The sequence below is a fragment of the Sporosarcina sp. BP05 genome (assembly GCF_014282005.1).
GTDB lineage: Bacteria > Bacillota > Bacilli > Bacillales_A > Planococcaceae > Sporosarcina.
Map to the genome: position 1 here is coordinate 12,627 of NZ_JACFTD010000004.1, position 26,690 is coordinate 39,316.

The 26,690-nt window shown below is 39.2% G+C and carries 20 protein-coding genes; 15 read left to right on the plus strand and 5 right to left on the minus strand.

The features are described 5' to 3' along the window. Nucleotides 1–212 precede the first annotated feature (212 nt). The 7 genes from H2672_RS06095 (at nucleotide 213) to H2672_RS06125 (ending at nucleotide 9,511) form a co-directional block, all read left to right on the plus strand. Entirely contained in the window at nucleotides 213–1,526 is a 1,314-nt protein-coding gene (locus H2672_RS06095; RefSeq protein WP_255485487.1) for a D-arabinono-1,4-lactone oxidase, read from the plus strand. A 166-nt stretch (nucleotides 1,527–1,692) separates the two neighbouring features. Beyond that, the gene (gene acnA / locus H2672_RS06100; protein ID WP_186670323.1) at nucleotides 1,693–4,407 is read left to right on the plus strand and encodes an aconitate hydratase AcnA; all 2,715 of its coding nucleotides are present in this window, start codon (nucleotides 1,693–1,695) and stop codon (nucleotides 4,405–4,407) included. A 122-nt stretch (nucleotides 4,408–4,529) separates the two neighbouring features. Beyond that, nucleotides 4,530–4,955, plus strand: coding sequence for a YbgC/FadM family acyl-CoA thioesterase (locus tag H2672_RS06105; RefSeq protein WP_186670637.1), 426 nt, complete (start codon nucleotides 4,530–4,532; stop codon nucleotides 4,953–4,955). Then, nucleotides 4,955–5,266 (plus strand): hypothetical protein, encoded by a 312-nt coding sequence (locus H2672_RS06110; RefSeq protein WP_186670326.1) that lies wholly within the window; start codon nucleotides 4,955–4,957, stop codon nucleotides 5,264–5,266. The genes H2672_RS06105 and H2672_RS06110 overlap by 1 nt, the downstream gene beginning before the upstream one ends. Before the next feature lie 117 nt (nucleotides 5,267–5,383). Next, nucleotides 5,384–6,601 carry an ATP-grasp domain-containing protein gene (locus tag H2672_RS06115; protein ID WP_186670328.1) on the plus strand — a complete coding sequence of 406 codons (1,218 nt, stop codon included), beginning with the start codon at nucleotides 5,384–5,386 and terminating at the stop codon, nucleotides 6,599–6,601. A gap of 102 nt (nucleotides 6,602–6,703) precedes the next feature. Continuing rightward, a complete protein-coding gene (locus H2672_RS06120) occupies nucleotides 6,704–7,117 on the plus strand; it encodes a CotY/CotZ family spore coat protein (RefSeq protein WP_186670330.1) in 414 nt (137 codons plus the stop codon). A 228-nt stretch (nucleotides 7,118–7,345) separates the two neighbouring features. Beyond that, nucleotides 7,346–9,511, plus strand: coding sequence for a YheC/YheD family protein (locus H2672_RS06125; RefSeq protein WP_186670332.1), 2,166 nt, complete (start codon nucleotides 7,346–7,348; stop codon nucleotides 9,509–9,511). 164 nt (nucleotides 9,512–9,675) lie between these two features. Here H2672_RS06125 and H2672_RS06130 read toward each other — a convergent pair whose 3' ends face one another. Beyond that, entirely contained in the window at nucleotides 9,676–10,899 is a 1,224-nt protein-coding gene (locus tag H2672_RS06130; protein ID WP_255485501.1) for an ATP-grasp domain-containing protein, read from the minus strand. Between the two features lie 180 nt (nucleotides 10,900–11,079). On the opposite strand from H2672_RS06130, the gene H2672_RS06135 reads away from it, so the two are divergent. The 4 genes from H2672_RS06135 to H2672_RS06150 all read left to right on the plus strand — a co-directional run bounded on the left by H2672_RS06135 (nucleotide 11,080) and on the right by H2672_RS06150 (nucleotide 16,012). Beyond that, nucleotides 11,080–12,459, plus strand: a complete 1,380-nt coding sequence (locus H2672_RS06135) for a Mur ligase family protein (protein ID WP_186670335.1) — start codon at nucleotides 11,080–11,082, stop codon at nucleotides 12,457–12,459. Between the two features lie 210 nt (nucleotides 12,460–12,669). Next, nucleotides 12,670–13,110 carry a hypothetical protein gene (locus H2672_RS06140; protein WP_186670337.1) on the plus strand — a complete coding sequence of 147 codons (441 nt, stop codon included), beginning with the start codon at nucleotides 12,670–12,672 and terminating at the stop codon, nucleotides 13,108–13,110. Between the two features lie 39 nt (nucleotides 13,111–13,149). Further along, the gene (locus H2672_RS19905) at nucleotides 13,150–14,463 is read left to right on the plus strand and encodes a YheC/YheD family protein (RefSeq protein WP_186670339.1); all 1,314 of its coding nucleotides are present in this window, start codon (nucleotides 13,150–13,152) and stop codon (nucleotides 14,461–14,463) included. Nucleotides 14,464–14,626: 163 nt separating this feature from the next. After that, nucleotides 14,627–16,012: a Mur ligase family protein gene (locus H2672_RS06150; protein WP_186670342.1), complete on the plus strand. Its 1,386-nt coding sequence runs from the start codon at nucleotides 14,627–14,629 to the stop codon at nucleotides 16,010–16,012. Nucleotides 16,013–16,079: 67 nt separating this feature from the next. Here the strand turns inward: H2672_RS06150 and H2672_RS06155 are convergent, their stop codons facing one another. The 3 genes from H2672_RS06155 to plsY form a co-directional block, all read right to left on the minus strand. After that, nucleotides 16,080–17,429, minus strand: coding sequence for a C40 family peptidase (locus H2672_RS06155; protein WP_186670344.1), 1,350 nt, complete (start codon nucleotides 17,427–17,429; stop codon nucleotides 16,080–16,082). Between the two features lie 217 nt (nucleotides 17,430–17,646). Next, a complete protein-coding gene (locus tag H2672_RS06160; protein WP_186670638.1) occupies nucleotides 17,647–17,940 on the minus strand; it encodes a HesB/YadR/YfhF family protein in 294 nt (97 codons plus the stop codon). Nucleotides 17,941–17,977: 37 nt separating this feature from the next. Continuing rightward, a complete protein-coding gene (gene plsY, locus H2672_RS06165) occupies nucleotides 17,978–18,580 on the minus strand; it encodes a glycerol-3-phosphate 1-O-acyltransferase PlsY (protein ID WP_186670346.1) in 603 nt (200 codons plus the stop codon). Nucleotides 18,581–18,880: 300 nt separating this feature from the next. Between plsY and parE the strand changes: the two genes are divergently transcribed. The 3 genes from parE to H2672_RS06180 all read left to right on the plus strand — a co-directional run bounded on the left by parE (nucleotide 18,881) and on the right by H2672_RS06180 (nucleotide 24,780). Further along, nucleotides 18,881–20,857: a DNA topoisomerase IV subunit B gene (parE, locus tag H2672_RS06170; RefSeq protein ID WP_186670348.1), complete on the plus strand. Its 1,977-nt coding sequence runs from the start codon at nucleotides 18,881–18,883 to the stop codon at nucleotides 20,855–20,857. After that, complete coding sequence (gene parC, locus H2672_RS06175) at nucleotides 20,854–23,283, plus strand: DNA topoisomerase IV subunit A (protein WP_186670350.1); 2,430 nt, start codon at nucleotides 20,854–20,856, stop codon at nucleotides 23,281–23,283. The genes parE and parC overlap by 4 nt, the downstream gene beginning before the upstream one ends. Before the next feature lie 276 nt (nucleotides 23,284–23,559). Then, nucleotides 23,560–24,780 carry an MFS transporter gene (locus H2672_RS06180; protein ID WP_186670352.1) on the plus strand — a complete coding sequence of 407 codons (1,221 nt, stop codon included), beginning with the start codon at nucleotides 23,560–23,562 and terminating at the stop codon, nucleotides 24,778–24,780. A 67-nt stretch (nucleotides 24,781–24,847) separates the two neighbouring features. Here H2672_RS06180 and H2672_RS19575 read toward each other — a convergent pair whose 3' ends face one another. Next, entirely contained in the window at nucleotides 24,848–24,970 is a 123-nt protein-coding gene (locus H2672_RS19575; RefSeq protein ID WP_255485503.1) for a hypothetical protein, read from the minus strand. A gap of 184 nt (nucleotides 24,971–25,154) precedes the next feature. Between H2672_RS19575 and H2672_RS06185 the strand changes: the two genes are divergently transcribed. Next, nucleotides 25,155–26,567, plus strand: coding sequence for an MDR family MFS transporter (locus H2672_RS06185; protein ID WP_186670354.1), 1,413 nt, complete (start codon nucleotides 25,155–25,157; stop codon nucleotides 26,565–26,567). Nucleotides 26,568–26,690: the final 123 nt, after the last annotated feature.

Below are 26,690 nucleotides of genomic sequence, written 5' to 3' on the forward strand. Positions count from 1 at the left end.
CAGAAGCTCTCCTATCTGAAAAATGAAGGGGCGGGTGAAGTCCAAACGCCATTGCGAGATAAAGAGGGAACCCTTCAAGTCGGAGATACTGTCTATTTTAGGCATGCCAAAGCGGGAGAACTCTGTGAATGTTTTTCTGAACTGCACGCAAGACGCGGATTTGAATATGTTGGTGCTTATAAAACCTATAGAGGCGAGGAAGGATGTTTTCTATGAATGCTCCGAAAAAGAGAATGAAATGGGCGAACTGGTCCGGGAATGTCAAAGCGACACCGGATTATTATCACTTTCCGAAAAGTGCCAGTGATATACAAGACGTCGTAAATAGTTGCAGAATTCGTGGTGTATCCCTACGCGTAACAGGAGCAGCCCACTCGTTCAGTCCCATTGCTAAGCCGGAAAGTGACGCAATGTCACTTGACAATTTACGTGGACTTATCTCCTATGATTCTGAAGCGATGGAAGCGAGACTTTGGGGCGGAACGTATTTACATGAGGCAGCATCCATACTTGCTGCCATTGGCATGGGTTTCGACAATATGGGGGATATTCAGGAGCAGACAATTGCCGGGGCAGTGAGTACAGGAACGCACGGCACAGGAATCGCTCTCGGTTCGCTATCCAGCCAAGTTGTCGCTTGGACATGGGTTGATGGAAAAGGGGATATACAGCATCATCGTCGCAGCCAAGACGATTTATCAAAATCACTTAGCCTTTCGCTTGGTATGCTCGGTGTCCTTCTCGACGTGACTATTAAGACTATCCCACTTTACAGCCTGCAGATGATGAGTTATCGAAGTACGGTAGGTGAGGCCCTCGCTGAATGGTCCTCCGGAATTTACGATAATAGACATATTGAATGGTTCTATTTCCCCGGTACAGATACGGTCCAAGTAAAAAAGACGAATATCACGCCAATCCACAAACAAACTTTGCAATCGAAAACAGTCGAATTCATGAAAAATGGGTTAATTGAAAACGCTGGTTTTAAAGTGATTTCAAAGCTGTGCCGCGTCAAACCCAGCATGTCACGAATGTTGACAACTATTTCTGCGAAAAATGTTCCAAGCGGTTCAAAAAGGGGTATGTATTATGAACTGTTCCCTTCACCGCGACTCGTCAAATTCACAGAGACGGAATATGCGATTCCCTTGCATACATTTGAAGCATGTATCGAAGAAGTCCATAACTTTTTGCCTGCACATCCGTTTTACTTCCATTTTCCAATCGAATGCAGGGTCACTGCTGGTGAAAATGCTTTTCTCAGTCCCACGCAAGGAGAGGAAACGGTGTTCCTTGCGTTCCATATGTATAAAGGAATGGACGCTGGACCGTACTTTAAATGGGTACACAAGCTAATGGAGAAATACAACGGGCGGCCACATTTTGGAAAAGTAAATGATTTGACGAATGAAAAAATGCAAAAATTTTATCCAAATTTCCAACGTTTCATGGAAATTCGACAACAGTACGACCCTAACCGCGTTTTCATGACAAATTACTTGCAATCTATTTTTCGTATATGAAGAGTTCTATGCTAGGAAGGGATAGAGTCATAACATTAACTTATGATAGACTATAAAGTTAATGTATTTTACTTATGTGGGTTGGTATTATATGATGGAGTAGAGAAAAGATGCTTATTTATAGCCTTTTCAGCAGTATTCAACAGAAAGAAGGAGGAATTCAATAATGGCAAAAAGCAATTTGCACAACAGCCGTACATCATTCGATCTGAACGGTAAGACATATAACTATTATCGTCTTGCTGCACTCGAAGAAGCCGGTATCGCTAAAGTTTCCAATCTACCTTACTCGATTAAAGTGCTACTTGAATCCGTCCTACGTCAACACGACGGCTATGTAATCAAAGACAATCATGTCGAAAACTTGGCAAAATGGGGGAAAGATGCGGACGCGGATGCAGAAGTACCATTCAAACCGTCACGCGTTATCCTTCAAGACTTCACAGGTGTACCTGTTGTTGTTGACCTTGCATCACTTCGTTCAGCAATGGCAGCAATGGGCGGCGACCCTAACAAGATCAATCCTGAAATTCCGGTTGACCTTGTTATTGACCACTCTGTACAAGTTGACCGTTACGGAACGGCAGAAGCACTTAACCTAAACATGGAACTCGAATTCGAGCGTAACGCAGAACGTTACCAATTCCTAAGCTGGGCACAAAAAGCATATGACAATTACCGTGCAGTACCACCTGCAACAGGAATCGTCCACCAAGTTAACCTTGAGTACTTGGCAAACGTTGTCCATGCAGTTCCAAACGAAGACGGCACATTCGAAACATACCCGGATACACTTGTTGGAACAGACTCTCACACGACAATGATCAACGGAATCGGCGTTCTTGGATGGGGCGTCGGCGGTATCGAAGCTGAAGCAGGTATGCTTGGACAGCCTTCATACTTCCCAATTCCAGAAGTTATCGGTGTAAAACTTGTTGGCCAACTTCCAAACGGTACGACAGCAACAGACCTTGCGCTTAAAGTAACACAAACACTTCGTGCACATGGCGTTGTAGGTAAATTCGTTGAGTTCTTCGGACCAGGCGTTGCACATTTACCACTTGCAGACCGTGCTACAATTGCGAACATGGCACCTGAATACGGCGCTACTTGCGGATTCTTCCCAGTAGATGAAGAAGCACTTGACTATATGCGTCTAACAGGCCGTGAAGATAGCGACATTGCTGTTGTGAAACAATATCTAGTTGAGAACGATATGTTCTTTACTGTAGAGAACGAAGAACCGACTTACACTGATGTTGTCGAAATCGACCTTACTGGTATTGTAGCGAACCTTGCTGGACCGAAACGTCCACAAGATTTGATTCCTCTTACAGAAATGCAAAGTTCATTCAAAGAAGCGGTTGTTGCACCTGAAGGGAACCAAGGTTTCGGATTCTCTCCAAAAGAGCTTGCAAAAACAGCTACAATCGAATTTGAAGACGGACGTTCTGTCGACATCAAAACGGGTGATCTTGCAATCGCCGCTATCACTTCATGTACAAATACATCTAACCCATACGTTATGTTAGGTGCTGGACTTGTTGCGAAAAAAGCGATTGAAAAAGGACTTACACCACCTGCATACGTGAAAACATCACTTGCACCAGGTTCAAAAGTCGTTACAGGCTACCTGGAGGATTCAGGCCTTAATGTGTTCTTAGATCAAATCGGATTCAACACAGTTGGATACGGTTGTACAACATGTATCGGTAACTCTGGACCGCTTCTTCCTGAAATTGAAAAAGCAATCATGGGCAACGATATGCTAATGTCTTCTGTTCTTTCTGGTAACCGTAACTTTGAAGGACGTATTCACCCACTTGTGAAAGCAAACTACTTGGCTTCACCGCCACTAGTTGTTGCTTACGCACTTGCTGGAACAGTCGATATCGACTTCGAAAAAGATCCAATTGGTAAAGGCAAAGACGGCGTTGATGTCTTCTTCAAAGATATTTGGCCAACTACGGAAGAAATTCAAGCAGTTGTAAAATCAACAGTTACTCCTGAGTTATTCCGTAAAGAATATGCACGTGTATTCACGGAGAACGAAGCATGGAATGCGATTGAAACAACAGACGATTCATTGTATGATTTCGATGAAAACTCAACGTATATTCAAAACCCGCCGTTCTTTGAAGGTCTTGCAAAAGAGCCGGCTGACATTCAAGCACTTTCAGGGCTTCGTGTCATTGGTAAATTTGGCGATTCAATCACAACTGACCATATTTCACCTGCAGGCGCAATCGGTAAAGATACGCCAGCTGGTAAATACTTGATCGACAATGGCGTAAGCCCTCGTTTCTTTAACTCATACGGTTCACGCCGTGGTAACCATGAAGTAATGATGCGTGGTACATTCGCTAACATCCGTATTCGTAACCAGATTGCGAAAGGGACAGAAGGCGGATTCACGACTTACTGGCCAACAAAAGAAATCATGCCAATCTATGATGCTGCAATGAAGTATCAAGAAGAAGGCACGGGTCTTGCAATCATCACAGGTAAAGACTACGGAATGGGTTCTTCACGTGACTGGGCAGCGAAAGGTACTTCACTTCTAGGTATCAGAACTGTTATCGCTGAAAGCTACGAGCGTATTCACCGTTCAAACCTTGTTATGATGGGCGTACTGCCACTTCAATTCATGAAAGGCGATAGTGCTGAAACACTTGGCCTTACTGGTGAAGAGGCAATCAACGTTAATATCGCGGAAGGCGTTAAACCACGCGATATTCTGAAAGTAACAGCAACAGCAAAAGACGGTTCTGTCAAAGAATTCGACGTACTAGCACGCTTTGACTCAGAAGTTGAAGTGGACTACTACCGTCACGGCGGAATCCTGCAAATGGTTCTTCGTGATAAAATGAAAACGAACTAATTTTAATAAGTAGGAAGTTGTCCGATTTAATCGGGCACCTTTTTACTTTCCTAAAAACGGTTGTAACCTTTGTACTGCTTTTTCAGCATAGCTTTTGTATAATAGGTGGTGAGGTGATGGCAGTGTTTATAAGTGAAAAAGAAATTGAAATCAGATACGCAGAGACAGATCAGATGGGTGTCGTCTATCACGCCAATTATTTAGTATGGATGGAAATCGGACGCACGAAGCTGATTGAGGACCTCGGCTATACATACGCGCAATTGGAGGCAGATGGCTTCTTGTCGCCAGTAATCGATTTATCTATCCAATACAAGGCATCGATGAAATACGGCCAGAAGGCGACTGTACGGACGTGGGTAGAGTCACACGGAAGGCTGCGCACGACATATGGTTATGAAATCGTTCATGAAGACGGCACAATCTCGGCAACTGCAAAATCGGAACATGTCGTCGTAAAAAAAGGGTCATTCCGTCCCGTTTCGCTAAAGAAAATTGCGCCTGATTGGGATGCTAAATATACAGAAGTTAAGCGGTGTAAAGATTAATGGCATTTGGTATTAAACGCGTGGAACTGCAAGCTTGGAAAAAAGAAGTCAGTGAAGGGCAAATGGCATTTTTAACGCATTACTGGCTCGATGAACGCTTTCCGGGATGCAATACAGTAACCAAAGCAGGTTGCGCGGATATCGACAAACTTGTCGAATGGGGCAAGCAATATGGATTGAAGCGGGAGTGGATCGATATGAGGGACGATTATCCTCATTTTGATTTGTTTGGTAAGCATGAACTAGAAATATTAATAAGTGAAGGTCTAACTGACCAGTTGGAACGATTTGGTCTAATCAAAAAAGCGTAAGGGAGATCCTTATGCTTTTTTGATTAATCCAATTGTCTCAGCCTGAACCCAATACACCAACACCGCATAATAATGAAGAGAGACCAATGTATTTACTTCCGGAAGGTGAAGTGGAAAATGGAGTCTATCCTATTTATTGAAACAACAATATCTGGATCAGGAAGAGAGGCAATAAAAGCTGCTTCTCGGTTAGGTTATACCACAATATTGTTAACTGAAAGGAAAAATTTTGCAAAGCAAAGAAATGAATTTGAAGATATTTCTCAGATGATCCATTTAGAAAAATTGTCAGAAGATCTAATTCGAAGCGAGATTAGCCAGCTTCAACAGCAAGGGAACATCGTCAAGGCGATTGTCAGTTTTGTGGATCCATTTGTATCAATCGCTGCACAACTTTCAAATGAATTTTGTAGTACTACACTATCCATTGAAGCTTTAAAGATAATGGAAGATAAAACGGCTACAAGAAATGCATTGAAAGAAAATGCAACTTCTCCTAAATTTGACATATATGAGCCTGCAAATGATATTGAGCATACGATTCAGAAAGACTATACGTTTCCAATGGTCGTGAAATCTGCCATTTCAAAAGCCTCAAAGGATGTCTATTACGTCGAGAATAAATTTGAAATGGAACAAGTGATAAAAAAAATTATCAAGCTCTATCCAAGTCAAAAAATTGTGCTTGATGAATATTTAGACGGGCCACAATATTTAGTTGAAGTGCTAGTGCATAATGGAAATGTTAATATTGTTGCCATTATTAAACAAGAAATTACAAAAGGCATAAAATTTATAGTAACCGGTTATGCAATAGAGCTAGATTTTGAAAGTGAATTGTATAAGGAACTAGTTCTTGCAGTTGAATCGATTTTAAAAGATCTAAGGGTCACATTTGCTGCTTGTCACCTTGAATTTAGATATATATGTGAGAATTGGAAGTTAATTGAGATCAATCCAAGAGTTTCTGGTGGGGCAATGAATCGAATGATCGAAGAAGCATTTGGCATAAATCTGGTGGAAGAAACGATTAAACTATATCTTGGTTTTGAACCTAATCTGATAAGGAAATACGAGAAACCTATTTACACGCATTACATAACAATCAGATCTTGTGGGTACCTGTTAAAAGTTATAGGTGAAAATAAGGCTGCTGCTCAACCCGAAGTAAAAGAAGTCTTTATAAAGCCTCGTATAGGAGTGATCATGATGCCCCCAATATCAATGGGTCACCGTTACGCATATGTAATCGCGTCCGGAAATACCCCAAAAGAAGCAAAGGCAAACGCAGTGGAAGCGGCAAGTAATATAAAGTTCTATTTGGAGCCGTTGTAGGAATAGTAGCTAAAACCCAGTCCAAAGTATATCTCTCACCATACAATAAAATTATAGTATATATGAATTTTGACCTTCAAAGAAGGAGGGGAACAAGTCGAGGTGGATAAACAGAATTGTATTTGTCATTCGATGAAAACATTACTGAAGGAACAAAAGATAATATCCGGTGTTGACATGGAATTTCAATTTATCTGTTTGAAAAAAAAGATGGATACCATTCCTTTTAGGCTTTATTCTACAAATAATAGTAAACCATTTATGGCTTTTTATAAATGTATAGCAACTCCATTTTTTAGATTAAAGAAACTATATGAGGAATCATGCTGTGCGGAATTATCACTACTTGAAGCGATTGATATGGAAGGAAATCCGGCCGACCCCTTTAATGACTTTTATGCCCTCCGAAAGACGAATACCTGTATTATCGTTAATTTAAGTTGTTTTTGTGTAATTGACCCCCTACCTCCAGAGTTGGTAAACCGTCCACTTCCTATTATCGAGCCAAAATGTTAACTATATCCAACATAACCTCAGGTGGATGCCACAAATTTTGAAAGAAGTTAAGTGAGCAAGCTTAATTCAAAATCAGGACACAAATATGCTGAGGTGTATTTGATTTCATCATCCCTTCGCCCTAGGTTTCCTAGGGTATTTTTAATAATATACTCTTGTCAGTATCAAAAGCATTGTTTCTTGAATGTACTATAGTAGACCATAGAAAATAAAAAAGGAGGTTATTCATTGACATTGATAGGTATGTTACATCATCGAAAAGACCCCAAAACTGTAATAAAGGCTTATGCCTATGCAGTGGTGGCTAAAGCGGAAGGCGCTAGATTTTTCTATTTCTCCCCCGGAGAAGTGAATTTTGTGAACCGGTCAATAAGAGGACAAGTTTATGAAAATGGCCAATGGATAGAGCGAGTTATGAGCTTTCCAGACGTTATTTATAACGCAGGGAGTCCGGAAAAACTGGCGAAATCTAAAGAAATTATTCAAAAGCTGAAAAACGAGATCCCGTTCACCACTCATTCTATCGGGAATAAATGGAATGTTAATGAGAGGCTAAAGGAAGCAAAAGAATTCTCAAACTATCTAATTCCGACAGAGATTGTAAAAGACACTGAACATTTCTTTAAATTTATAGCTGCATTTGAAAAAGTAGTATTTAAACCAATTGATGGTAGAAAGGGTAAAGGTATCTTTTTCATTTCAAAAAACGTAACCGGTTTTCAAGTTAGAAAGGACTCAGCTAGTACTAATTATTCAAGGCTACAACTGAACGATTTGATAAAGTCGAAGCTCTCAACAGGAACATTTATTATTCAACCTTATATACAATCAGTGACTAAATCTGGGCAAGTGTTTGACTTCAGACTTCATGTTCAAAAAAATGGTGAAGGAAAATGGGTGATCACCACAATCTATCCACGAATTGCTCCAACTGGATCAATAATCGCAAACATTAACAATGGTGGATTCACTAATTATTTAAATCCATTTTTACAACAAGAATTTAAGGATGAAGCATTCAATATTAGACGAACTTTAGAGTATTTTTCCTTATCGTTAGCTAACCATTTGGATGAGCTTCAAATGTGTCAATTCGAGGAGGTCATTGATGAAATTGGAGTAGATATCGGATTGGACGAGAATAATAAAATCTGGATATATGAGGTGAATTGGAAACCAGGTTGCCCTCCTGCGTTTTATTTGGAGTTGGATGTAGTAATTAATTCAATTCAATATGCCATCTACCTGGCTAACAACCAAAAAGTAATATCTGAAAAAATAAAAACAGTAAAGAAAAAACACATTGAAAAACGAGAGGGAACTCCTATTATCGGCATAACTGGTAGTGCTGGTAAAACGACGACTAAAGCATTCCTGGCATCTATCTTGGCTAAAAAATGGAATGTTTTCGAGTCGAAGGATTACTGGAATACTACTGAGCATACGAAAAAACATGCTGCAGAAATACAACCCTCCCATCAAGCAGTTGTATTAGAGTATGGTATGGCTTACCCAGGTGTCATTACGGAACATTGCAGTATTATCAAGCCGAATATTAGCATTGTGACAAATATAGGAATGGCACATGTGGGGAATTTTGATGGAGATATAAGAAATATAGCTCATGCAAAATCTGAATTAATTCATGGTATGGATCAGGAAGGAATCCTAGTAATAAACAAGGATGATCCAAATTCAATGTATTTAGAGACTGAAAATTTCAAAGGAAAGATTGTCACAATTGGAGTGAAATCGGCCGCTGACTACAGAGCCTATGATGTTAACTATGTAGACAACGGAATGAACTTTAAGATGATGCTTCAAGGTCAAGAAATTTTGTTCTTCATACCTATTTTAGGGGAACATCATGTTTATAATGCACTAAACGCAATTGCTGTCGCAGATCAATTAGGTATTACACCATTAGAAATTAAATTGGGGCTGCTCTTTAGAAAACCACCAAGAAGATTGACGGTTTATAATTGCCGTGACAATATAACACTTCTTGATGATACTGTACACTCCCATCCTGAAGGAGTGAGGGCGGCAATCGATGTCCTTTCCAATATAGGAAAACACCGTAAAATAGCGATTATTGGCCAAATGAGAGAGTTAGGTGATTTACGAGAACAGGAATATCGAAAAGTTGGAGATTATATTTATGAGCAAGAAATCGATATTTTAATCACATATGGTTTTCGGACAGATGAAATTGGAACACAAGCAAAAGTTAAAGGATTGTCCGCTGAAAACGTTTATCATTTCACCAATAAAGATAAATTACATGAATTGTTATCAAGGATTATTGAAGAAGATGACACGATTTTAGTCAAAGGGGCTAGTAAAACAAATATGTTTGAAACAGTGAAATTTGTAGATCAAAATTTTAGTTAACTAATTAAAAACAACGGATAATTACCACTGACCAACAGTGGTAATTATCCGTTGTTTTATTTAAGGGATTAAGATAAGTCCTTTAGGAATTATAATGAGCCCAGGTACAATTCCAGGGTCCATGGTAATGGCTACGATAAAGTCTTTTCTTATTTTCATAGTATTTAGGTTTCCTTTGTTAGATGAAACCTAATTTCGTTTGCAGCATTTTGTGCAAACATTTTCGCTTCGTCCATACTGGCCCCTGTCGCAATTACATAGGCATATCTATGACCCATCGACAGTGGAGGAATTAAATTGGTTCCTTTCCTAGGCTTCACGTAAACTTCAATCACCCCAGGGGATTTCCTAGCCCTTCTCTTCCCGGTGATTTTTTCTAACGTCCCCTTTTTCGAAACGATGAGATACTGGGTAAATGCGTAATTCATACAACTTGGTTCTATAGAAGGGCTTTCCCCTAAGTATAATTTAAGCGTTTCTTTTACTAAATTAAAACCAAATGCAGCTTGAATCATTTTATTCATGGCACCACCAGATATTCTCGGGTTAATTTCAATTAGTTTCCAACCATTGGATGAAAGTCGTAATTCAAGGTGAAGAGCACCGTTCTTGATTCCAAGTTGTGAGATGACAGAATGTAGGACATCTTCAACCCCTGCTTTTATATCAGATGGAACATCCGCAAGCACCGCATAGCCAGTAATAATAAATCTTTTCCCCTGAGTGATCTCTTGTTGAACAACTCCAGCAATCTGAACTTTATTGTTATATACGAGAGCCTCGACTAAATATTGGTCACCTTCAATATATTCTTCAATAATAATGGCTTCATCTGGGTCCTTTTCCTGTAATCTTAATGTATGTTTCTCTAACTCCGTTTTATCTCCTGCTTGCAGCACATCTTTCGACCCCGATGATTTTGGGGACTTAACTATTACCGGAAAATCCAGCTTTGCGTTTATTGTTTCGAAAGGTAGCGTTTCATTTGGGTTGATAACATAGAATTTAGGGGTATAAGGCTGATTCTTAAGAAAAACCCTTGTTTTCTCTTTATTCTCCATTATTTCAATGGCTTTAGAAGAAGTGTAATTATTACAAAATTCATCACAAAGTGTTGCTGCTATATGAACATTTGAATCGATAAAACTAACAATGGTCTTGATTTCCTTACCTTTTAATTTTAGTTGATTTACTTCTTTTTTCATATCGGAAAAATTATTCGTATCTATAAATACCATTTCATGAATTTCTGTGTACTCTTCCCTCTGCTGCAATTGCTTTTCATTATTTGTGAAAACAACCGTAAAGTACCCCATTTGTTCTGCGGCTTTTATTGCATCTCTACTTGATCCGGATTTATTTGTACCTATAAAGATAATCGTTTTCAAATTGTCCACCCCCTAAAATAAACTTCATTTATGACAACTCCTATATGTATATGAAATAATCCGCCTTCTGTATGGTTATGTATCATGGAAGAATGTAAATGGATATAGGAAGGTTAAATGTACAAGCAAAATTAGTATAGTCACATATGATGTCAAAAGGGAAAGGAGTGAAATAACACAATGAAACCACTCTCAGTTAGGCAGATAAGAACAACACTTGTCGGCGAATTGATTCAAGGATCTGACGATCTGATTGTTCATTATGGTGCTTATAGACTAAAACAAGTGAAGCAGAAAAATACAATTCTTTTTTCAAAGCAGAAAATTGTTGATTGGGGAGGTCTAAAAAAGTTTTTCCCATTGGTACTGGTAACACATCAAAATTATAGCCAAAATGAACAATTAGAAAATTTAACTGTAATAAAAGTAACTGATACGGAAGAAGCATATTGGAAGTTTGTTACTTACTACCGTGGCCTGTTTCAAATTCCCGTTGTAGCCATCACAGGGACTTCCGGAAAAACAACTACAAAAGACATGATCAGGCACATTCTTTCGGCAGATAAAAGAATTGCATTTACAAACAGTAGTAATAATTCACGAACCGCTCATTTGCATTACCTTCTTAACATTGATGAAGACACTGAAGCGGCAGTTTTTGAGTCAGCCGTTGGTGCACCTGGGGATGTACTAAATGCAGGGAAATATTTCAAACCTACAATTGGGATTATTACGAACATAGGAGCACATCATTTAAATTATTGTAGAACGTTGGAAGGGTACATTCATGCGAAAGGTGAAATGTGTGCAGCACTGGGACAGAAAGGTGTGTTGATTATTAATGCAGATGATCATAATAGTAGAAAACTCGAATTAGAAAGTTATAATGGCCGGATCATAAAAGTTGGAATCAATTCTTCGAGCGACTTTAAAGCCACCGATATTAAGTTCTGTAAAGACGGAATGCAATTTAATGTACAACATATGCAGAAAAGTTACCCAATGACTGTACAGGGAGTTGGTGAGCATCAAGTTTATAATGCGCTTGCCGCTGTTGCAGCTGTTTATGAATTGGGAATTAATATTTCAGAAGTCGCCAATCGATTAAAAACATTCAGAAATTTAGATAAACATCTTCAGATGTATGAAGGAATGAATGGTTCTACCGTTCTCGATGACACATGGAGTATGACAACAACTTCATTGGAAGCAGCCCTAAAAGTATTAAATGAGATTGGACAAGGTAAAAAAAGAGTGGCTATTTTAGGTACCATAACTGATTTGGGATCTTGGGGTTTCATTATTCACGAACAGGCAGGTGAACTCATAAGTCAGATAGGAGTGGATGTTCTCATTACTATTGGTGAGCATGCACGCATAATGGCTGACCACGTAGTTAGAAGTGGCCATAATGCACAGGTACATACCTTTAATAATAGTATCCTCGTTTATGATCTTTTAAAAAAGATCGTCGACGAAAATACAATTATCCTTATTAAAGGAGATATGTACAGCCGACCAATTATCGAATTGGCAGTTAAATTACGGAAGAAGAAGTAGCCTCCCGTTAAAACAAGAATGTTTTAAAGGGAGCTTTTTGTATCTACTGAAATCTACAAAATTTTTAATTCGAAAATGGATCTAATTCACCGAATTAAAGTATAAGTTAATAATTATTTCACATAAATGGATTATACATGGACAAACACCGAGCCATTTCCCAATTTTCATTAATATAATATAGTATTCTAATAGAAAGGGGGAAAATGAATGGGTATCCTTTGTCCTTGTGGCGTCTCTGTTAATGCATGTTCGAAAAACAATAATGTTGAATTTATTAGCAAATGTAAAATGAGAAGAGGTAACATTACTTATTTGGCTAATGTTTGTGTCACAACTCTCAACAAATCGACTCTTTCCTTGGAGTTCGTAGACACGAAAAGGCCATGTTCAAACAACTTCTTATTTACTGCAAATGCAATTACTTCTATTGTCTGTAAGAAAGATGGGCAAAACTGTGTTGTTACTGTTGAAGGTACTGGTCTAGTGAACGGAAGACAGTATTCATTTAAAGCTGTGTTTAGAGATCAAATTGCTCCAGCAGCGAATGATATTGTACAGAGTTTTGTAATAAAAGGTTTCTTTGACCAAAATGGTGCTGTATGTGTACCACAAGGTTCTATCATTGCATTAGGCTGTCAAGAATTGTAATGGAATAAGGGGGTTAAATAGGTAAGGGGGGTGCGAACTGTGAAGGCCAGTAGCGGTCGATTAAGTCAGTATTTACTTCTAAATTCTGAGGAAAACCTATCTAATTATCTAGTAGAAACAGAACTATTTTCGGAGGCATCATTATATGATTGTCTAAAAAAATACAAGACGATTGTCATTAAGCCAGTTTTTGGTCCTGGTGAGACTTATATTTACACTGAAAATAACATGTTTAGGATCGTTTCAATGATGGATTCAATTACATGTCCTGATAAAGAAGCGGTATATCAGCATTTAGTGCATAAAGAAATAAATCAGAAATATTATGTAATTAAGCCGATAAAAATGAATCGAAGGTATTCTCAGAACAATTGTCATTTTTTTGTTACTGTTCACCGAAAGTCAACTTTACTTGATTGGCATTTGATAGTTACTACAGAAAAAAATAATTCAATAAGGGGAAGAGGTATATATAGGTATTTCCGACAAAAGATAGTGAACTTATCTTTGTTAGTCGCGAAAAAGCTTGGGGAATCTTTTCCAACATGTAATACGATTGTGATTGAAATCGTATATGACATGAAAGAGGGGATCTGGATCCACGATACAATGTTGCATTTATCCAGCAGTAAATGGAGCCAACACCTTGTATTTATCACAAATCGTCCACTTGAGTCCTATGTTCCACATACTGATTTATGCACTAAAGTTTCTTTTAAAAGTTTTCTTAGTAGATATAATGAAGTAATCATTAAACCATGTTACGGACAAGAAGGTATAGGAATTGTACAAATTACCTCTAATTATGATCATTCATATGAAATTCACTCAGGAATAAAGAAGTTTAGGTTAGCGACCCTTGAAGAAACCTATCATTTTATCGAAGAAAATTATCTTTATAAAAAAGATTATGTTATTCAAGAAAGATTACCGTTAGCAACGATAAATGACTGTCCAATCGATTGTAGGGTCATTGTGCAAAAGATTGATTCGACTTGGAGATCTACTGGAAAGATCGTTAAGGTTGCGGGTGAGGGTTTCTTCATTACAAATGCAGCACAGGATCTATTACCATTAGAGACCGCTATTCAAAACTCAAACATGTCACATATTAATATCAATTTACTTGAAGATGAAATTGATGAGATTTGCAACTCTGCTGCCAAACAGCTGGAAGAAAACAAATCTGGGATAAAGATAATCGGCTTTGACATTGGCATTACTGACCTGGGCGATATATGGATTATTGAAGGAAATCACACCCCCGACCTCTCAATGTTCTATATGCTGGAAGACAAAAGTATTTACATGAATATATTGAAAAGCAAAAGAAATATGACGCCCGATTCATAGGTCATAATAAAGCGTAACTACAATCAATGGCTGTTTATTTTATCCCAAACACGATGTAAGCGGCCATTAAGATTGGAGAATTGCTAATTACTAATTACGATTTAATACCCGTACATTAGAAATTAGCATTTCATACTTTAGTTTGGAGAAAGGAGGAATAATATTGAAATCTTTACTAGTAGAAGACATTCGAAAATTACTTCAGGGTCAATTAATTAGTGGTTCGGAAGATTGGAAGGTAAGTGATGCCATTTATTATAAACGTCACGATCTTATTAAGAAGCATACTCTTATGTTTGTTAGCAGAAGCGATTCTGTTAACTGGAATGAAATTAATCATAAAGGCCCTTCTCTAGTGATTTCAGATAAGCCAACATCAGAACTGAAAATGGCTCTGCCAAATACGACTGTTATAAAAGTGGCTAGTCTTGTCCAATCATACTGGAAATTTATCAAGTATTATCGCGGTCTTTTTACAATCCCTGTCGTTACGATAACGGGAACATGCGGTAAAACAACAACGAAAGATATGATCAAACATATTTTAAGTAAGGATCGTAATGTACAAGCCTCCATTAGCAGTAAAAATGAACCGAGAAGGTCATTACCTTATTTGGTGGGAATTGATGAAAAGACAGATGCAGCGATTTTTGAACATGGACTGGGGAATACGGGTAATATTAAACATCAGTGCATGATTTATCAGCCTACGATCGGTATCATTACAAATATCGGTGTTCATCATTTAGATGGATGTAAAAACCTTCAAGGATATATTAGTGCTAAAGCGGAAATAGTGGATGGAATAAAGAAAGATGGCACGTTAATCTTAAATGCAGATGACGAAAACACAAAAAAGGTTCCTTTACTTTTATTCAAAGGAAAGATCATCTATTTTGGAGTTGATATGCGGTCAGACTTTAGAGCATCCGATATCAAATTTGCTAATCTTGGAATGGATTTTATGCTCCACTATAAAAAAACAATGTATGAAGCTTTTATACCCGGATACGGTGAACATCAAGTATATAACGCACTCGCTGCACTAGCGGCTGTAAACGAGATGGGTATGGATTTAAAGGAAGCAATTTCTCGTCTAGCAACTTATGAAAATATGACTAGACATTTGGAGTTTTCCAACGGGGTAGGTGGGAGTACAATAATAGATGATACTTGGACAAATAACCCGACTTCTGTAGAAGCTGCATTAAAGGTCCTTGATTCAATTGGAAAGGGCAAAAATGTCATTCTTGTTTTGGGTGATATAAATAGATTGGGAAACTTTGAAAAAAAGTATCATTGTGAAATTGGCAGTATGGTGGCTAAAAGAAACATTCACACCTTAATTACGATTGGAAGCAAGGCAGAAGAAATAGCAAAACAAGCTCTTCGAGACGGAAGTGAGGCAAATATCCATATATTCAAGGAGGTCAAAGGACTTAAAGATATTTTAGCCCCCGTACTTGACAGTGATGCGATTATTCTTATAAAAGGACCGATGTCAAGTCGATCCATGATTGACTTTGCGAACAGTTTAAAAGCGGAGTAGTGAAAAAATAAAAAGAAGCATTCGACCACAATTGTGATGAGTGCTTCAATGTTATCTAATAAAATAATTAAAGTCCACGACGTGCTGAAACATAGTTTTTCTTAGCCCAATCGGAGTTCAGACTTTCTTTCAAAACAGAACCGGAAGTAGAAAGAGAAACAAATTGACTTCCTCCAATGTAAATACCGGTTTGTTTAATGTTGGTTCCTTTATTATCCGTTGAAAAGAGAATAAGATCACCCTTTTGCAGGTTGGCTTTCTGGACGGCAATGCCGATTTTTGCCTGTTGGCTTGCCAATTTACTTTTCAAATCAATGCCTTGATTTTTATATACATAATACGTAAAGCCAGCACTTGTAAATGTTAACGACTTCTCATCATAAACGTATCCAAATTTGACTTTACTCGTCAGACTTGTCGCAAAAACTACGAGTTTATCAGCTGAAGTAGCACTTACAGTAGGAGGCACGACAACCGGTGCACTCTTTTCTGTGAAAACACGTTTTGCTGTTAAAAAGCGCTGATCGTAATAGTCAACGAAGAGAACCCTAGTTAGAATTCCATTTGAATTAGGAATAACAATTCTGTGATCACCTGCGTATATCCCAACAAACCCCGGTGTACTTGATCCAATTGCATTGCTAAAGAAAATCAAGTCGCCTTTCTTTAAGTTCGCCCGTGAGACTGTTGCCCCTTGATTCATTTGTTCTTTAATAGTCGTTGAACCTATAGAAACGCCATTTTTTTTATAAACATAGTTTACAAAGCCGGCACCTGTAAACTTCATCGCTTTTTCATCATTAACATTGCCCATTGTAACTTTATTCATTAAATCGTAAGACAGTTCAACTATGCTATCCCCTTTTGTTGCTGGATTTGAAGGGAGTAAACTTGGTAGGACCCGTCTAGCTGTTACGTAATTGTCTTTATAATATGGCTTGCTGTCTAAATCCGAAATCACAATATTTTGTTTTGGGTCCGCCATATGAATCACTTTATTGTCGCCAATATACATCGCGACATGATCTGGGACGTTGCTTGTATTTTTACTATTAAAGAAGAGTAGATCACCTTTTTGTAATTGATTCCTTGCTACGTAAGTTCCTTGTTGCATCATATAATCTTCATTATACGTAGCAAGATCTACTCCGTTCTCTCCGAAAATATACATAAGGAAAGTCGCACATGAAAATTTGTAAGGGGAAGTAGGTTTGTACTCTGAATTACTGTAAGTAGCCTTCCCGATTAAACTCCTACCAGTTTGAATTAATTGATCAGCCTTTGCTTCCACGGCCAATTGATTATTCTGAGTAGTTGTAGTTGCTGCTAAGACCCTACCTTGATCTGGGGAAGGTACCCCAAAGAAACTTAAACTTACAATGACTAGTAATGTAGCTATAACCAAACGTTTTTTCATAAGTTACCTCCTGAAATCTTTTATTTTTAGAGCTTGCAATTGATACTAACATATAAAATTAGCGGTACTTCTAGGGAAATATTTCCACGGCGTGCACTTGTATATCCCCACCCCTTGCGACCAATGGGTTACATAAGGAACATTACAATTTGATTACAAGGAAATCCTGATACGATGCGAATGTTCAAAAAAAAAAAAGCGTGAGGCAAATTCACCTTCACGCTTTTTCGTATGAATAACTAAGTTCAGCTAGTTTTGGATCTACATTAACATGTAAATTATGATCAAGGAAATACCATTTGTCTCGGCTCTCAACATAATAACGAACGCTGTCATGCTCCGTTTCAATGGCTACTTCATCCGGTTGCTCTTTCGTTACACCAAGTGAAAAGCCTGCCTGTATCGAACTAGACCCGCCATATCTTGCAAAAAAGCGGATAGCGTCACCAGGTACAGCTTCCATCTCCTCTTTAAACCACAAAAGCGCTTCTTTCGACAAAATAATCTCTATTGGAAACACCAGCCTTTCCGTTGCTACTTCCATTGTATTATAACCACTTCACTTTTGGCTCGGTTCCTGCTTTGATACGACCTATATTTGCCCGGTGACGATAGAAGATAAAGGCACCAAATAGACCAATCATCACCATTAGATAAATATCGCCTGTTCGGAAGTAAAAATAGATACTATATAAAAATCCAACTACAGATACAATCATTGACGATAAGCTTACCATTTTTGTCACTTTTAAAGCGATGAAAAATGTAAGAAGAACAATGATGAAAACTGGCCATTCATAGGCAAGCAACACACCGCCCGATGTCGCAACAGCTTTGCCGCCTTTAAAATGAGCGAAGACGGGATACATATGCCCGACTACGGCAAGTATTCCAGGGATAAGCGGATGAACAGTAACACTGTCGAAAATAGGTAAGAGTGGTAACAGTGCAGCTGCCGTTCCTTTTAAAATATCAAGAATGGTGACAGTAAGTCCCGCTGTTTTTCCAAGTACACGGAAGGTATTCGTGCCGCCTAGATTGCCACTACCATGTTGTCGGATGTCCGTCTTGTAAAAAAGTTTCCCAACCCAGAGTGCAGATGGGATTGAGCCAATTAAATAAGCAATCAGTAAAAGTATGATAAGTTCCATTGACGTACCCCTTTTTTAATTTGTCTATGTATAGACCTAGTTTAGCAGAACCGCGAAGTTGCGACAATGGGCTTCAAGTAGAGAATGGGTGAATCTAGTTAAACAGTTAGCACCTGATTTCTAATTTTTGAACCACTAACAGCTGATTTCCGACACCAACAATTTCCTGTCTTCGTTGCAATAAAAGGCCATCTTCTATACAATTAATTGAGCAAGCTTCCGAAAACGTTGATTTGACAAGCTTTAAAGGAAGCGGTACGATCATATAATAGAGAACATTTGTTTGATGGAGGTTGCACTTTGACGAAAAACGTAGATAATTATACGTATAATGATGATTCGATACAAATACTTGAAGGCCTCGATGCGGTACGAAAAAGACCTGGTATGTACATTGGGTCAACGGATTCCCGTGGACTTCACCACCTTGTCTATGAGATTGTTGATAATGCGGTAGATGAGGCGCTAGCGGGTTTTGGTAATGAAGTGGACGTTACACTTCATACAGACGGTAGCGTCAGTGTGCGGGACTACGGGCGGGGTATGCCTACAGGAATTCACCAGTCTGGTAAACCAACAGCGGAAGTTATCCTGACTGTTCTTCATGCGGGCGGCAAGTTCGGACAAGGCGGATACAAAACAAGTGGCGGACTTCACGGAGTTGGCGCATCTGTTGTAAACGCACTATCAGAAAAACTGGAAGTAACGATTTTTCGTGACGGCAAAAAATTCTGCCAACGATTCGAAAATGGTGGTAAGCCAGCTACGACACTTGAACAAATTGGAACAACACGTGAAAAAGGGACGCTCATTCATTTTAAACCGGATGCGACAATCTTCTCGACGTTAAAATATCATTATGAAACGATTAGTGAACGTTTAAGGGAGTCTGCTTTCCTGTTAAAAGGCTTAAAAATCGAGCTTAAAGAAGAAGGAACGGACAAGCATGAAATCTTTCAATACGAAACGGGCATTGAAGCCTTTATCTCTTATCTGAATGAAGAGAAAGACGTCTTACATGAAGTAGCTTACTTGGAAGGCGAATCAGAAGGCATAGAAGTTGAGTTTGCTTTTCAATTCAGTGACGGTTATTCAGAAACGATTTTATCATTCGTGAATAACGTCAGAACAAAAGACGGCGGAACACATGAAACCGGCGCAAAAACCGGTATGACGCGTGTGTTTAATGAATATGCAAGAAAAGCTGGTTTATTGAAAGAAAAAGATAAAAACCTTGAAGGTGCGGACATCCGTGAAGGAATTTCGGCAATCGTATCAGTCCGTATTCCTGAAGAGATTCTGCAATTTGAGGGACAAACCAAAGGCAAACTTGGGACAAGCGAAGCTAGGGGCGTAACCGATTCAATCGTATCCCAAAAGCTTTTGTATTTTCTAGAAGAGAATGCGGATTTAAGTGCCTCTCTTGTTAGAAAAGCAATTCGGGCACATCAGGCACGTGAGGCGGCGCGAAAAGCACGTGAAGATGCACGTTCAGGTAAAAAAAGAAAAAGATCCGACACACTACTGTCTGGGAAACTAACGCCTGCACAATCTAGAAACGCTGCGAAAAACGAACTATACCTTGTCGAAGGTGACTCTGCCGGCGGCTCTGCAAAACAAGGGCGAGACCGTGTGTTCCAGGCAATTCTTCCACTACGAGGGAAAGTACTCAATACTGAAAAAGCAAAACTCGAGGATATCATGAAGAATGAAGAAATCAATATGATTATTCATGCAATCGGGGGCGGCGTAGGCTCTGACTTCCAAGTCGCAGACATCGCTTACGATAAAGTAATCATCATGACGGATGCGGATACGGACGGAGCACATATTCAAGTGCTGTTGTTGACGTTCTTCTACCGTTACATGAAACCGCTAATTGAAGCAGGAAAAGTATATATCGCATTGCCACCTCTTTACAAAGTGTTTAAAGGGACAGGGAAGAGCGAAAAATTTGCATATGCATGGACTGAAGGCACCGAACTTAATAAAGCGATAGAGAAAGTCGGCAAAGGGTATATGCTTCAACGCTACAAAGGACTTGGAGAAATGAATGCCGATCAGTTATGGGAAACGACTATGGATCCTGAAACGCGCACTTTGATCCGTGTAACGATTGAAGACAGCGCTATAGTTGAACGTCGAGTTACGACACTGATGGGTGATAAGGTAGAGCCAAGACGACGTTGGATTGAAGAGAACGTCGATTTCGGTACGCAGGAAGTGCATAATATTTTGGACAACGAATTTTTGCACGTTGAGGGGGATTTTAAATGACACAATCGGAAAGCTACCAAGACCTTCCCCTGGAAGAAGTGATCGGTGACCGGTTTGGACGATATAGTAAGTACATCATCCAGGACCGGGCATTGCCTGACGCACGCGATGGCTTAAAACCCGTTCAGCGGCGTATTTTGTATGCGATGTTCCACGAAGGTAATACACATGAGAAAGCATTCCGTAAATCCGCAAAAACAGTAGGGAATGTCATCGGGAATTATCATCCACATGGTGACACATCCGTCTATGAAGCCATGGTACGGATGAGCCAAGATTGGAAACTGCGTCATATGCTAGTTGAAATGCAAGGAAATAACGGTTCAGTCGATGGAGACTCGGCTGCTGCAATGCGGTATACAGAAGCACGTCTTTCCACAATAGCAGGACAAATGCTACGCGACCTGGGTAAAAATACAGTCGATTTCATACCAAACTTCGACGATACTGAACCTGAACCAACCGTTTTACCCGCAAGGTATCCAAACTTGCTCGTCAACGGATCGACAGGTATTTCTGCAGGCTATGCGACCGATATCCCACCACATGCGCTTCATGAAGTACTTGACGCGGTCCTTATGCGGATGGACAAACCGGACGTCACGGTCGATGAATTGATGACAGTTATAAAAGGACCTGATTTTCCAACTGGCGGTACTATCCAAGGTACAAGCGGTATTAAAACAGCCTACGAGACCGGAAAAGGACGTTTCATCATCAGGTCGAAGTCGTTCATCGAGCCCTTAAAGGGTGGTAAATCGCAAATCGTTGTGACGGAAATTCCTTATGACGTTAACAAAGCGAATATGGTGAGGAAGATGGATGAGCTTCGTCATGACCGAAAACTAGATGGTATCGCAGACGTCAGAGACGAATCGGATCGTACAGGTCTTCGTGTTGTTATCGAACTAAAAAAAGACGTCGACGGGAATGCTATTTTACAATACCTACTTAAAAATACAGACTTGCAAGTGACATATAACTTCAACATGATTGCCATCTCCGGACGCAGGCCGACCTTAATGTCGCTACCAATGCTGCTTGATGCGTATATTGGCCATCAGAAAGAAGTCGTCACACGTAGATCCCAATATGATATCCAAAAAGCGCAAGACCGGCTACATATCGTCGAAGGACTTATGAAAGCTTTATCGATTTTGGATGAAGTGATTAAAGCGATTCGTGCATCAAAAGACAAACGTGATGCTAAAAATAACATCATCTCGAAATTCAAATTCTCCGAAATACAAGCTGAAGCAATCGTTTCTCTACAGCTTTATAGACTGACGAATACGGATATTACTGAACTTCAGCAAGAAGATGCTGAACTTCGGAAACTGATTGAACAGCTTGATGCCATTTTGAAAAGCGATAAAAAGCTTTCTGCAGTTATTAAAAAAGAGCTTCTTGACATCCGGAAACAATTTGCAGAACCAAGACGCTCTGTTATCCAGGAAAAAATCGAAGAAATTAAAGTCGATCTTGATATCCTTGTACCAAGTGAAGAAGTGATTGTATCAGTTACAAAAGATGGTTATGTGAAACGCACAAGCATCCGCTCACACAGCGCATCAAATGGCATGGGTCAAGAAATGAAAGAATCCGATTATACGCTGTTAGAAGCGCCAATGAACACACAGCATCACTTATTGCTGTTCACGTCTGCGGGGAACTACCTCTATCAGCCTATCCATGAACTGCCAGATATAAGGTGGAAAGATCTTGGGCAACATATCTCAAGCATTATTCCACTTGGGCAGAATGAAACGATTGTGGCGGCGATCGGTCTTGAGAACTTCGATGAAGATGCGTTAATCGTCACAGCATCGAAAAATGGCTTAATCAAACAATCAAAACTGGCCGATTTTAAAGTCCAACGCTATTCAAGATTGTTTAAAGCGATGGGTGTAAAAAAGGACGATACAATGATTGACGCAAGGCTTGTCAAAGGGGACGAAGAAGTTATCCTCTTCACGCAGATGGCCTATGCGCTTCGCTTCCCGCTTACTGAGTTGTCAGTAACAGGCATAAGGACTGCCGGTGTACGGGGCATTAACCTAAAGGACGATGACCAACTCGTTGCAATGGCGATTCATGCAGATGACGGTGCTTCCGTCTTAATCGCGACACAGCGAGGTAGCGTGAAAAGAATGGGATTAAAAGAGCTCGAAAGTGCTTCCAGGGCGCAACGAGGTAACGTGGTACTGAAGGAGCTTAAGTCAAATCCATATCGTGTTATCGGGGCGTTACTGGTAAAAAATGATGAAATTATTGTTTTAGCCACAGAAAAGGGAAGTAAAATCCCTATCTTGGCAGGATCATTGCGACCAGTTGACCGTTCTTCAAACGGCAGTAGCTTGGCCGATGAGAAAAAAGATGGCAGCATAACACATATTTATAAGGATCCGAAAGCTGAAATTGAATAAATAACTTTAAAAGTCATGGGAGTATCCTCCCATGACTTTTAATTTCTTATAACGTATAATAGTTCGATAAGCGAAGTAACTTGCATGTTCAAAAAGAGAACTAGTACTAGATAGGTTGAATGATTGATTCCATTGAATAACGCTTCGGCTCCCCCTGTAAGGCGCCCGCGCTAGCTTATATATCACATTCAATACTTCAACCTATATAGAATACGGCACATCCTATAAAAGTATGGACTTTTTGAGTAATTATTACTAATAGAACGGGGATAGGGTATGTGGAAAAATAGGAACATTTGGATCATTTTAACTGGGGAAATGATTGCCGGCTTAGGATTATGGACGGGAATAATCGGAAATCTTGAGTTTATGCAAGAAAAGATCCCATCTGATTTCGTTAAAGCATTAATAATGTCAGCGGGGCTTCTTGCAGGAATCATTGCGGGACCGCTAGCTGGTAAAATCATTGATCAGTCAAGGAAAAAAACCGTACTACTAATATCAGGGGCAGGGCGAATGCTCAGTGTTATCTTTATGCTAATTGCAATATCAACAGGTTCTATTTGGTGGATGGTTGCATTCATGGTTAGCATTCAACTCTCTGCAACATTCTACTTTCCCGCACTGCAGGCTACCATTCCGCTTGTCGTCAAGGATGATGATTTGTTGGCGATGAATGGGTGGCATATGAATGTCGCAACGATATCACGTGTGCTTGGTACGGCTTTAGCGGGCATTATGCTCGTCTACTGGTCGCTTATGTCGCTCTACTGGATATCAATGATAGCTTACGGTGCACTATTACTATTTACAATGATGTTGCGCATCGATGAGGGAGAGACAAGAGAGGCCAAAGTGAAATCTGTGGGTAACAAGGGTGGATTCATGGAAGTTTTTCCTGTCTTGAAAGCATATCCTGCTGTCGGCATGACACTCATTATGACGCTTATTCCATTGCTTTTCATCGGATCATTCAACCTAATTGTCATTAATATTAGTGAAATCCAAGATTCCGCATCGATTAAAGGACTTATTTATACATTTGAAGGGCTAGCATTCATGGTCGGAACAGTGGCCGTGAAATATATTGCAAAGAATTGGCGAACAACGACGATTTTATTTTCTTTCGCCAGTATGGTTGCAGTAGCAGAATTCATGCTCTATTTTGCTGAAAGTACTGCTATTACGTTAAGTGCTTTTGCAGTTTTAGGTTTTTCACTAGGCTGTTTTTTCCCAACAGCAATGGTCATTTTTCAGAAACAGATGCCGAAAGAGTACCATGGCCGATTTTTCTCGTTCCGCAATATGTTAGAACGGGTCATGTTCCAGGTCGTTTTACTGACAGCAGGTGCATTTCTCGATATTATCGGATTGCAGTCGATGGTTATCATTTTCGGATTGATCAGTTTAAGCATGACAGCAGTTTTCTTTGTTCAGATGAAAAAAAGAAATATCATATTGGAACAACCCAAACAAGCTGCCGCAAAAAGTATTTAACTTTTTGCGGTTTTTTCTATACATAATATAAAAAAAAGAACTTTCCAAGTTGGAAGTTCGCCGGCATTTAATCAATGGATTTTAATGTATCTAGCAATAACTTTTCAAGTAAATCTTCACTTGTTACTGCACATATCATATTTGTAGTTAAAAGATAATCGTCATTTTCAAAGTCATTGTATTTCGCCATTTTCTAAAGCTTCCTTAATCAAAGCCAGCGTTACTTGCATACCCGTTTAGCTGTTATAACTTCTCTTATCTCTGAATTAGGATATGAAAAACTGGGAAAATAGTTGATTCATTCATGCTTTCATCTGTTTCCCATTAGCATTTTGTGGTAAAGTGAGGAAGTGATTTTTTTAGGGAGGAACAAAATGAAAAATGATCTATATGAACAGCGTATTAAAATAATCAGTGCCTTTTTAATTGCAACATTTATCGGGCTATTTAATGAAACGGCTTTGAATATGGCTTTTGTGCAATTAATTGCTGATTTCAAATCAGATGCACCAACCATTCAATGGTTAACAACTGGCTATTTACTGACACTTGGTGTGTTAGTGCCAATATCAGCCATTTTAATGCAACGTTTTACGACTAGACAGTTGTTTGTAGCATCGTTAGTATTCTCGATTGTCGGAACGATCATTGCAGCCATTTCACCAACGTTTATCATTTTATTGCTGGGACGAATTATTCAAGCAGCTGGTACGGCCATTATTTTACCGGTGATGATGCAGGTCGTTTTACTCGTTTATCCAATTAACAAACGTGGAGCCGCGATGGGGAAGATTGGGCTTGTTATCATTTTTGCACCGGCAATTGGGCCAACCATTGCTGGTTTAGTCATTGATCAGTTATCATGGCACTTTATTTTCTGGTTAAGCCTACCGTTTTTAGTATTTTCCCTGTTGTTTGGTTTACGGTTTATCCAAAACGTGGGCGAAGTAAAAATTGTGAAATTCGATATCTTGTCGATTATTCTTTCGTCAATTGGTTTTGGTGGTATCGTTTACGGCTTTAGTATTTCAGGAAAACTGGGCACATTTATGTCTACAGAAGTACTCGTATCGATTGGTATCGGTTTACTTTCCTTAGTACTATTTGGATTCCGACAAACGAAGATGGAACAACCGATGCTGAATTTACGCGTATTTACATTCCGCATGTTCAGCATGGGCGTCACCATCATTATGATTTGTATGATGATGATTTTATCGACGATGGTATTACTACCGATTTATTTACAAAATATTTTATTATTAACACCTGTCATTGCTGGTGTTGCATTATTGCCAGGTGGCGTTATTAATGCCTTTGTGTCCGTTTTAGCAGGAAATATGTTTGACCGCTTCGGGCCACGTGTGATGGTACCTGGAGGGCTACTTATGAGCATTGTTGCGCTGTTTGCTCTACGTACAATTGACGGTACAACATCTATCTACTTTATCATTGCATTCCATATTATTATGTTTATCGGTATTACATTGACGATGATGCCTGCACAAACAAATGGGCTCAATCAGCTTCCTAGACAGTTGTATCCGGATGGCACAGCTATCATGAATACATTGCAGCAGGTGGCCGGTGCGATTGGTACAGCAGTAGCCATTACAATTATGTCGATTAGTACGGCGAATTATGTGAATGTAAATGGCAATACAGTAGCAGCACAGTTGGAAGGCTCGATTCAAGGTGTTCAAAATTCGATAACATTCGGGTTAATCATCGCGATCATCGGATTTTTGTTGTCGTTATTATTAACTAATGTAAGACAAGGGAAATGAGCTCAAAAAACGTCTTAAAAGTACTGGAAATGTCTTTTAAGACGTTTTTTTATAATGAAACCCAACATTAATTACATGTAGCATTGGACTGTGTTAGAAGATCTAGGGAGATAATAATAGTGA

Excerpts from the sequence above, each read along its gene's own strand:
- acnA (WP_186670323.1), top strand. The coding sequence starts at position 1,693 with ATGGCAAAAAGCAATTTGCACAACAGCCGTACATCATTCGATCTGAAC.
- H2672_RS06155 (WP_186670344.1), bottom strand. The coding sequence starts at position 17,429 with ATGAAAAAACGTTTGGTTATAGCTACATTACTAGTCATTGTAAGTTTA.
- H2672_RS06135 (WP_186670335.1), top strand. The coding sequence starts at position 11,080 with ATGAAACCACTCTCAGTTAGGCAGATAAGAACAACACTTGTCGGCGAA.
- H2672_RS06180 (WP_186670352.1), top strand. The coding sequence starts at position 23,560 with ATGTGGAAAAATAGGAACATTTGGATCATTTTAACTGGGGAAATGATT.
- H2672_RS06140 (WP_186670337.1), top strand. The coding sequence starts at position 12,670 with ATGGGTATCCTTTGTCCTTGTGGCGTCTCTGTTAATGCATGTTCGAAA.
- H2672_RS06110 (WP_186670326.1), top strand. The coding sequence starts at position 4,955 with ATGGCATTTGGTATTAAACGCGTGGAACTGCAAGCTTGGAAAAAAGAA.
- parC (WP_186670350.1), top strand. The coding sequence starts at position 20,854 with ATGACACAATCGGAAAGCTACCAAGACCTTCCCCTGGAAGAAGTGATC.
- plsY (WP_186670346.1), bottom strand. The coding sequence starts at position 18,580 with ATGGAACTTATCATACTTTTACTGATTGCTTATTTAATTGGCTCAATC.
- H2672_RS06095 (WP_255485487.1), top strand. The coding sequence starts at position 213 with ATGAATGCTCCGAAAAAGAGAATGAAATGGGCGAACTGGTCCGGGAAT.
- H2672_RS06115 (WP_186670328.1), top strand. The coding sequence starts at position 5,384 with ATGGAGTCTATCCTATTTATTGAAACAACAATATCTGGATCAGGAAGA.
- H2672_RS19575 (WP_255485503.1), bottom strand. The coding sequence starts at position 24,970 with ATGGCGAAATACAATGACTTTGAAAATGACGATTATCTTTTAACTACA.
- H2672_RS06185 (WP_186670354.1), top strand. The coding sequence starts at position 25,155 with ATGAAAAATGATCTATATGAACAGCGTATTAAAATAATCAGTGCCTTT.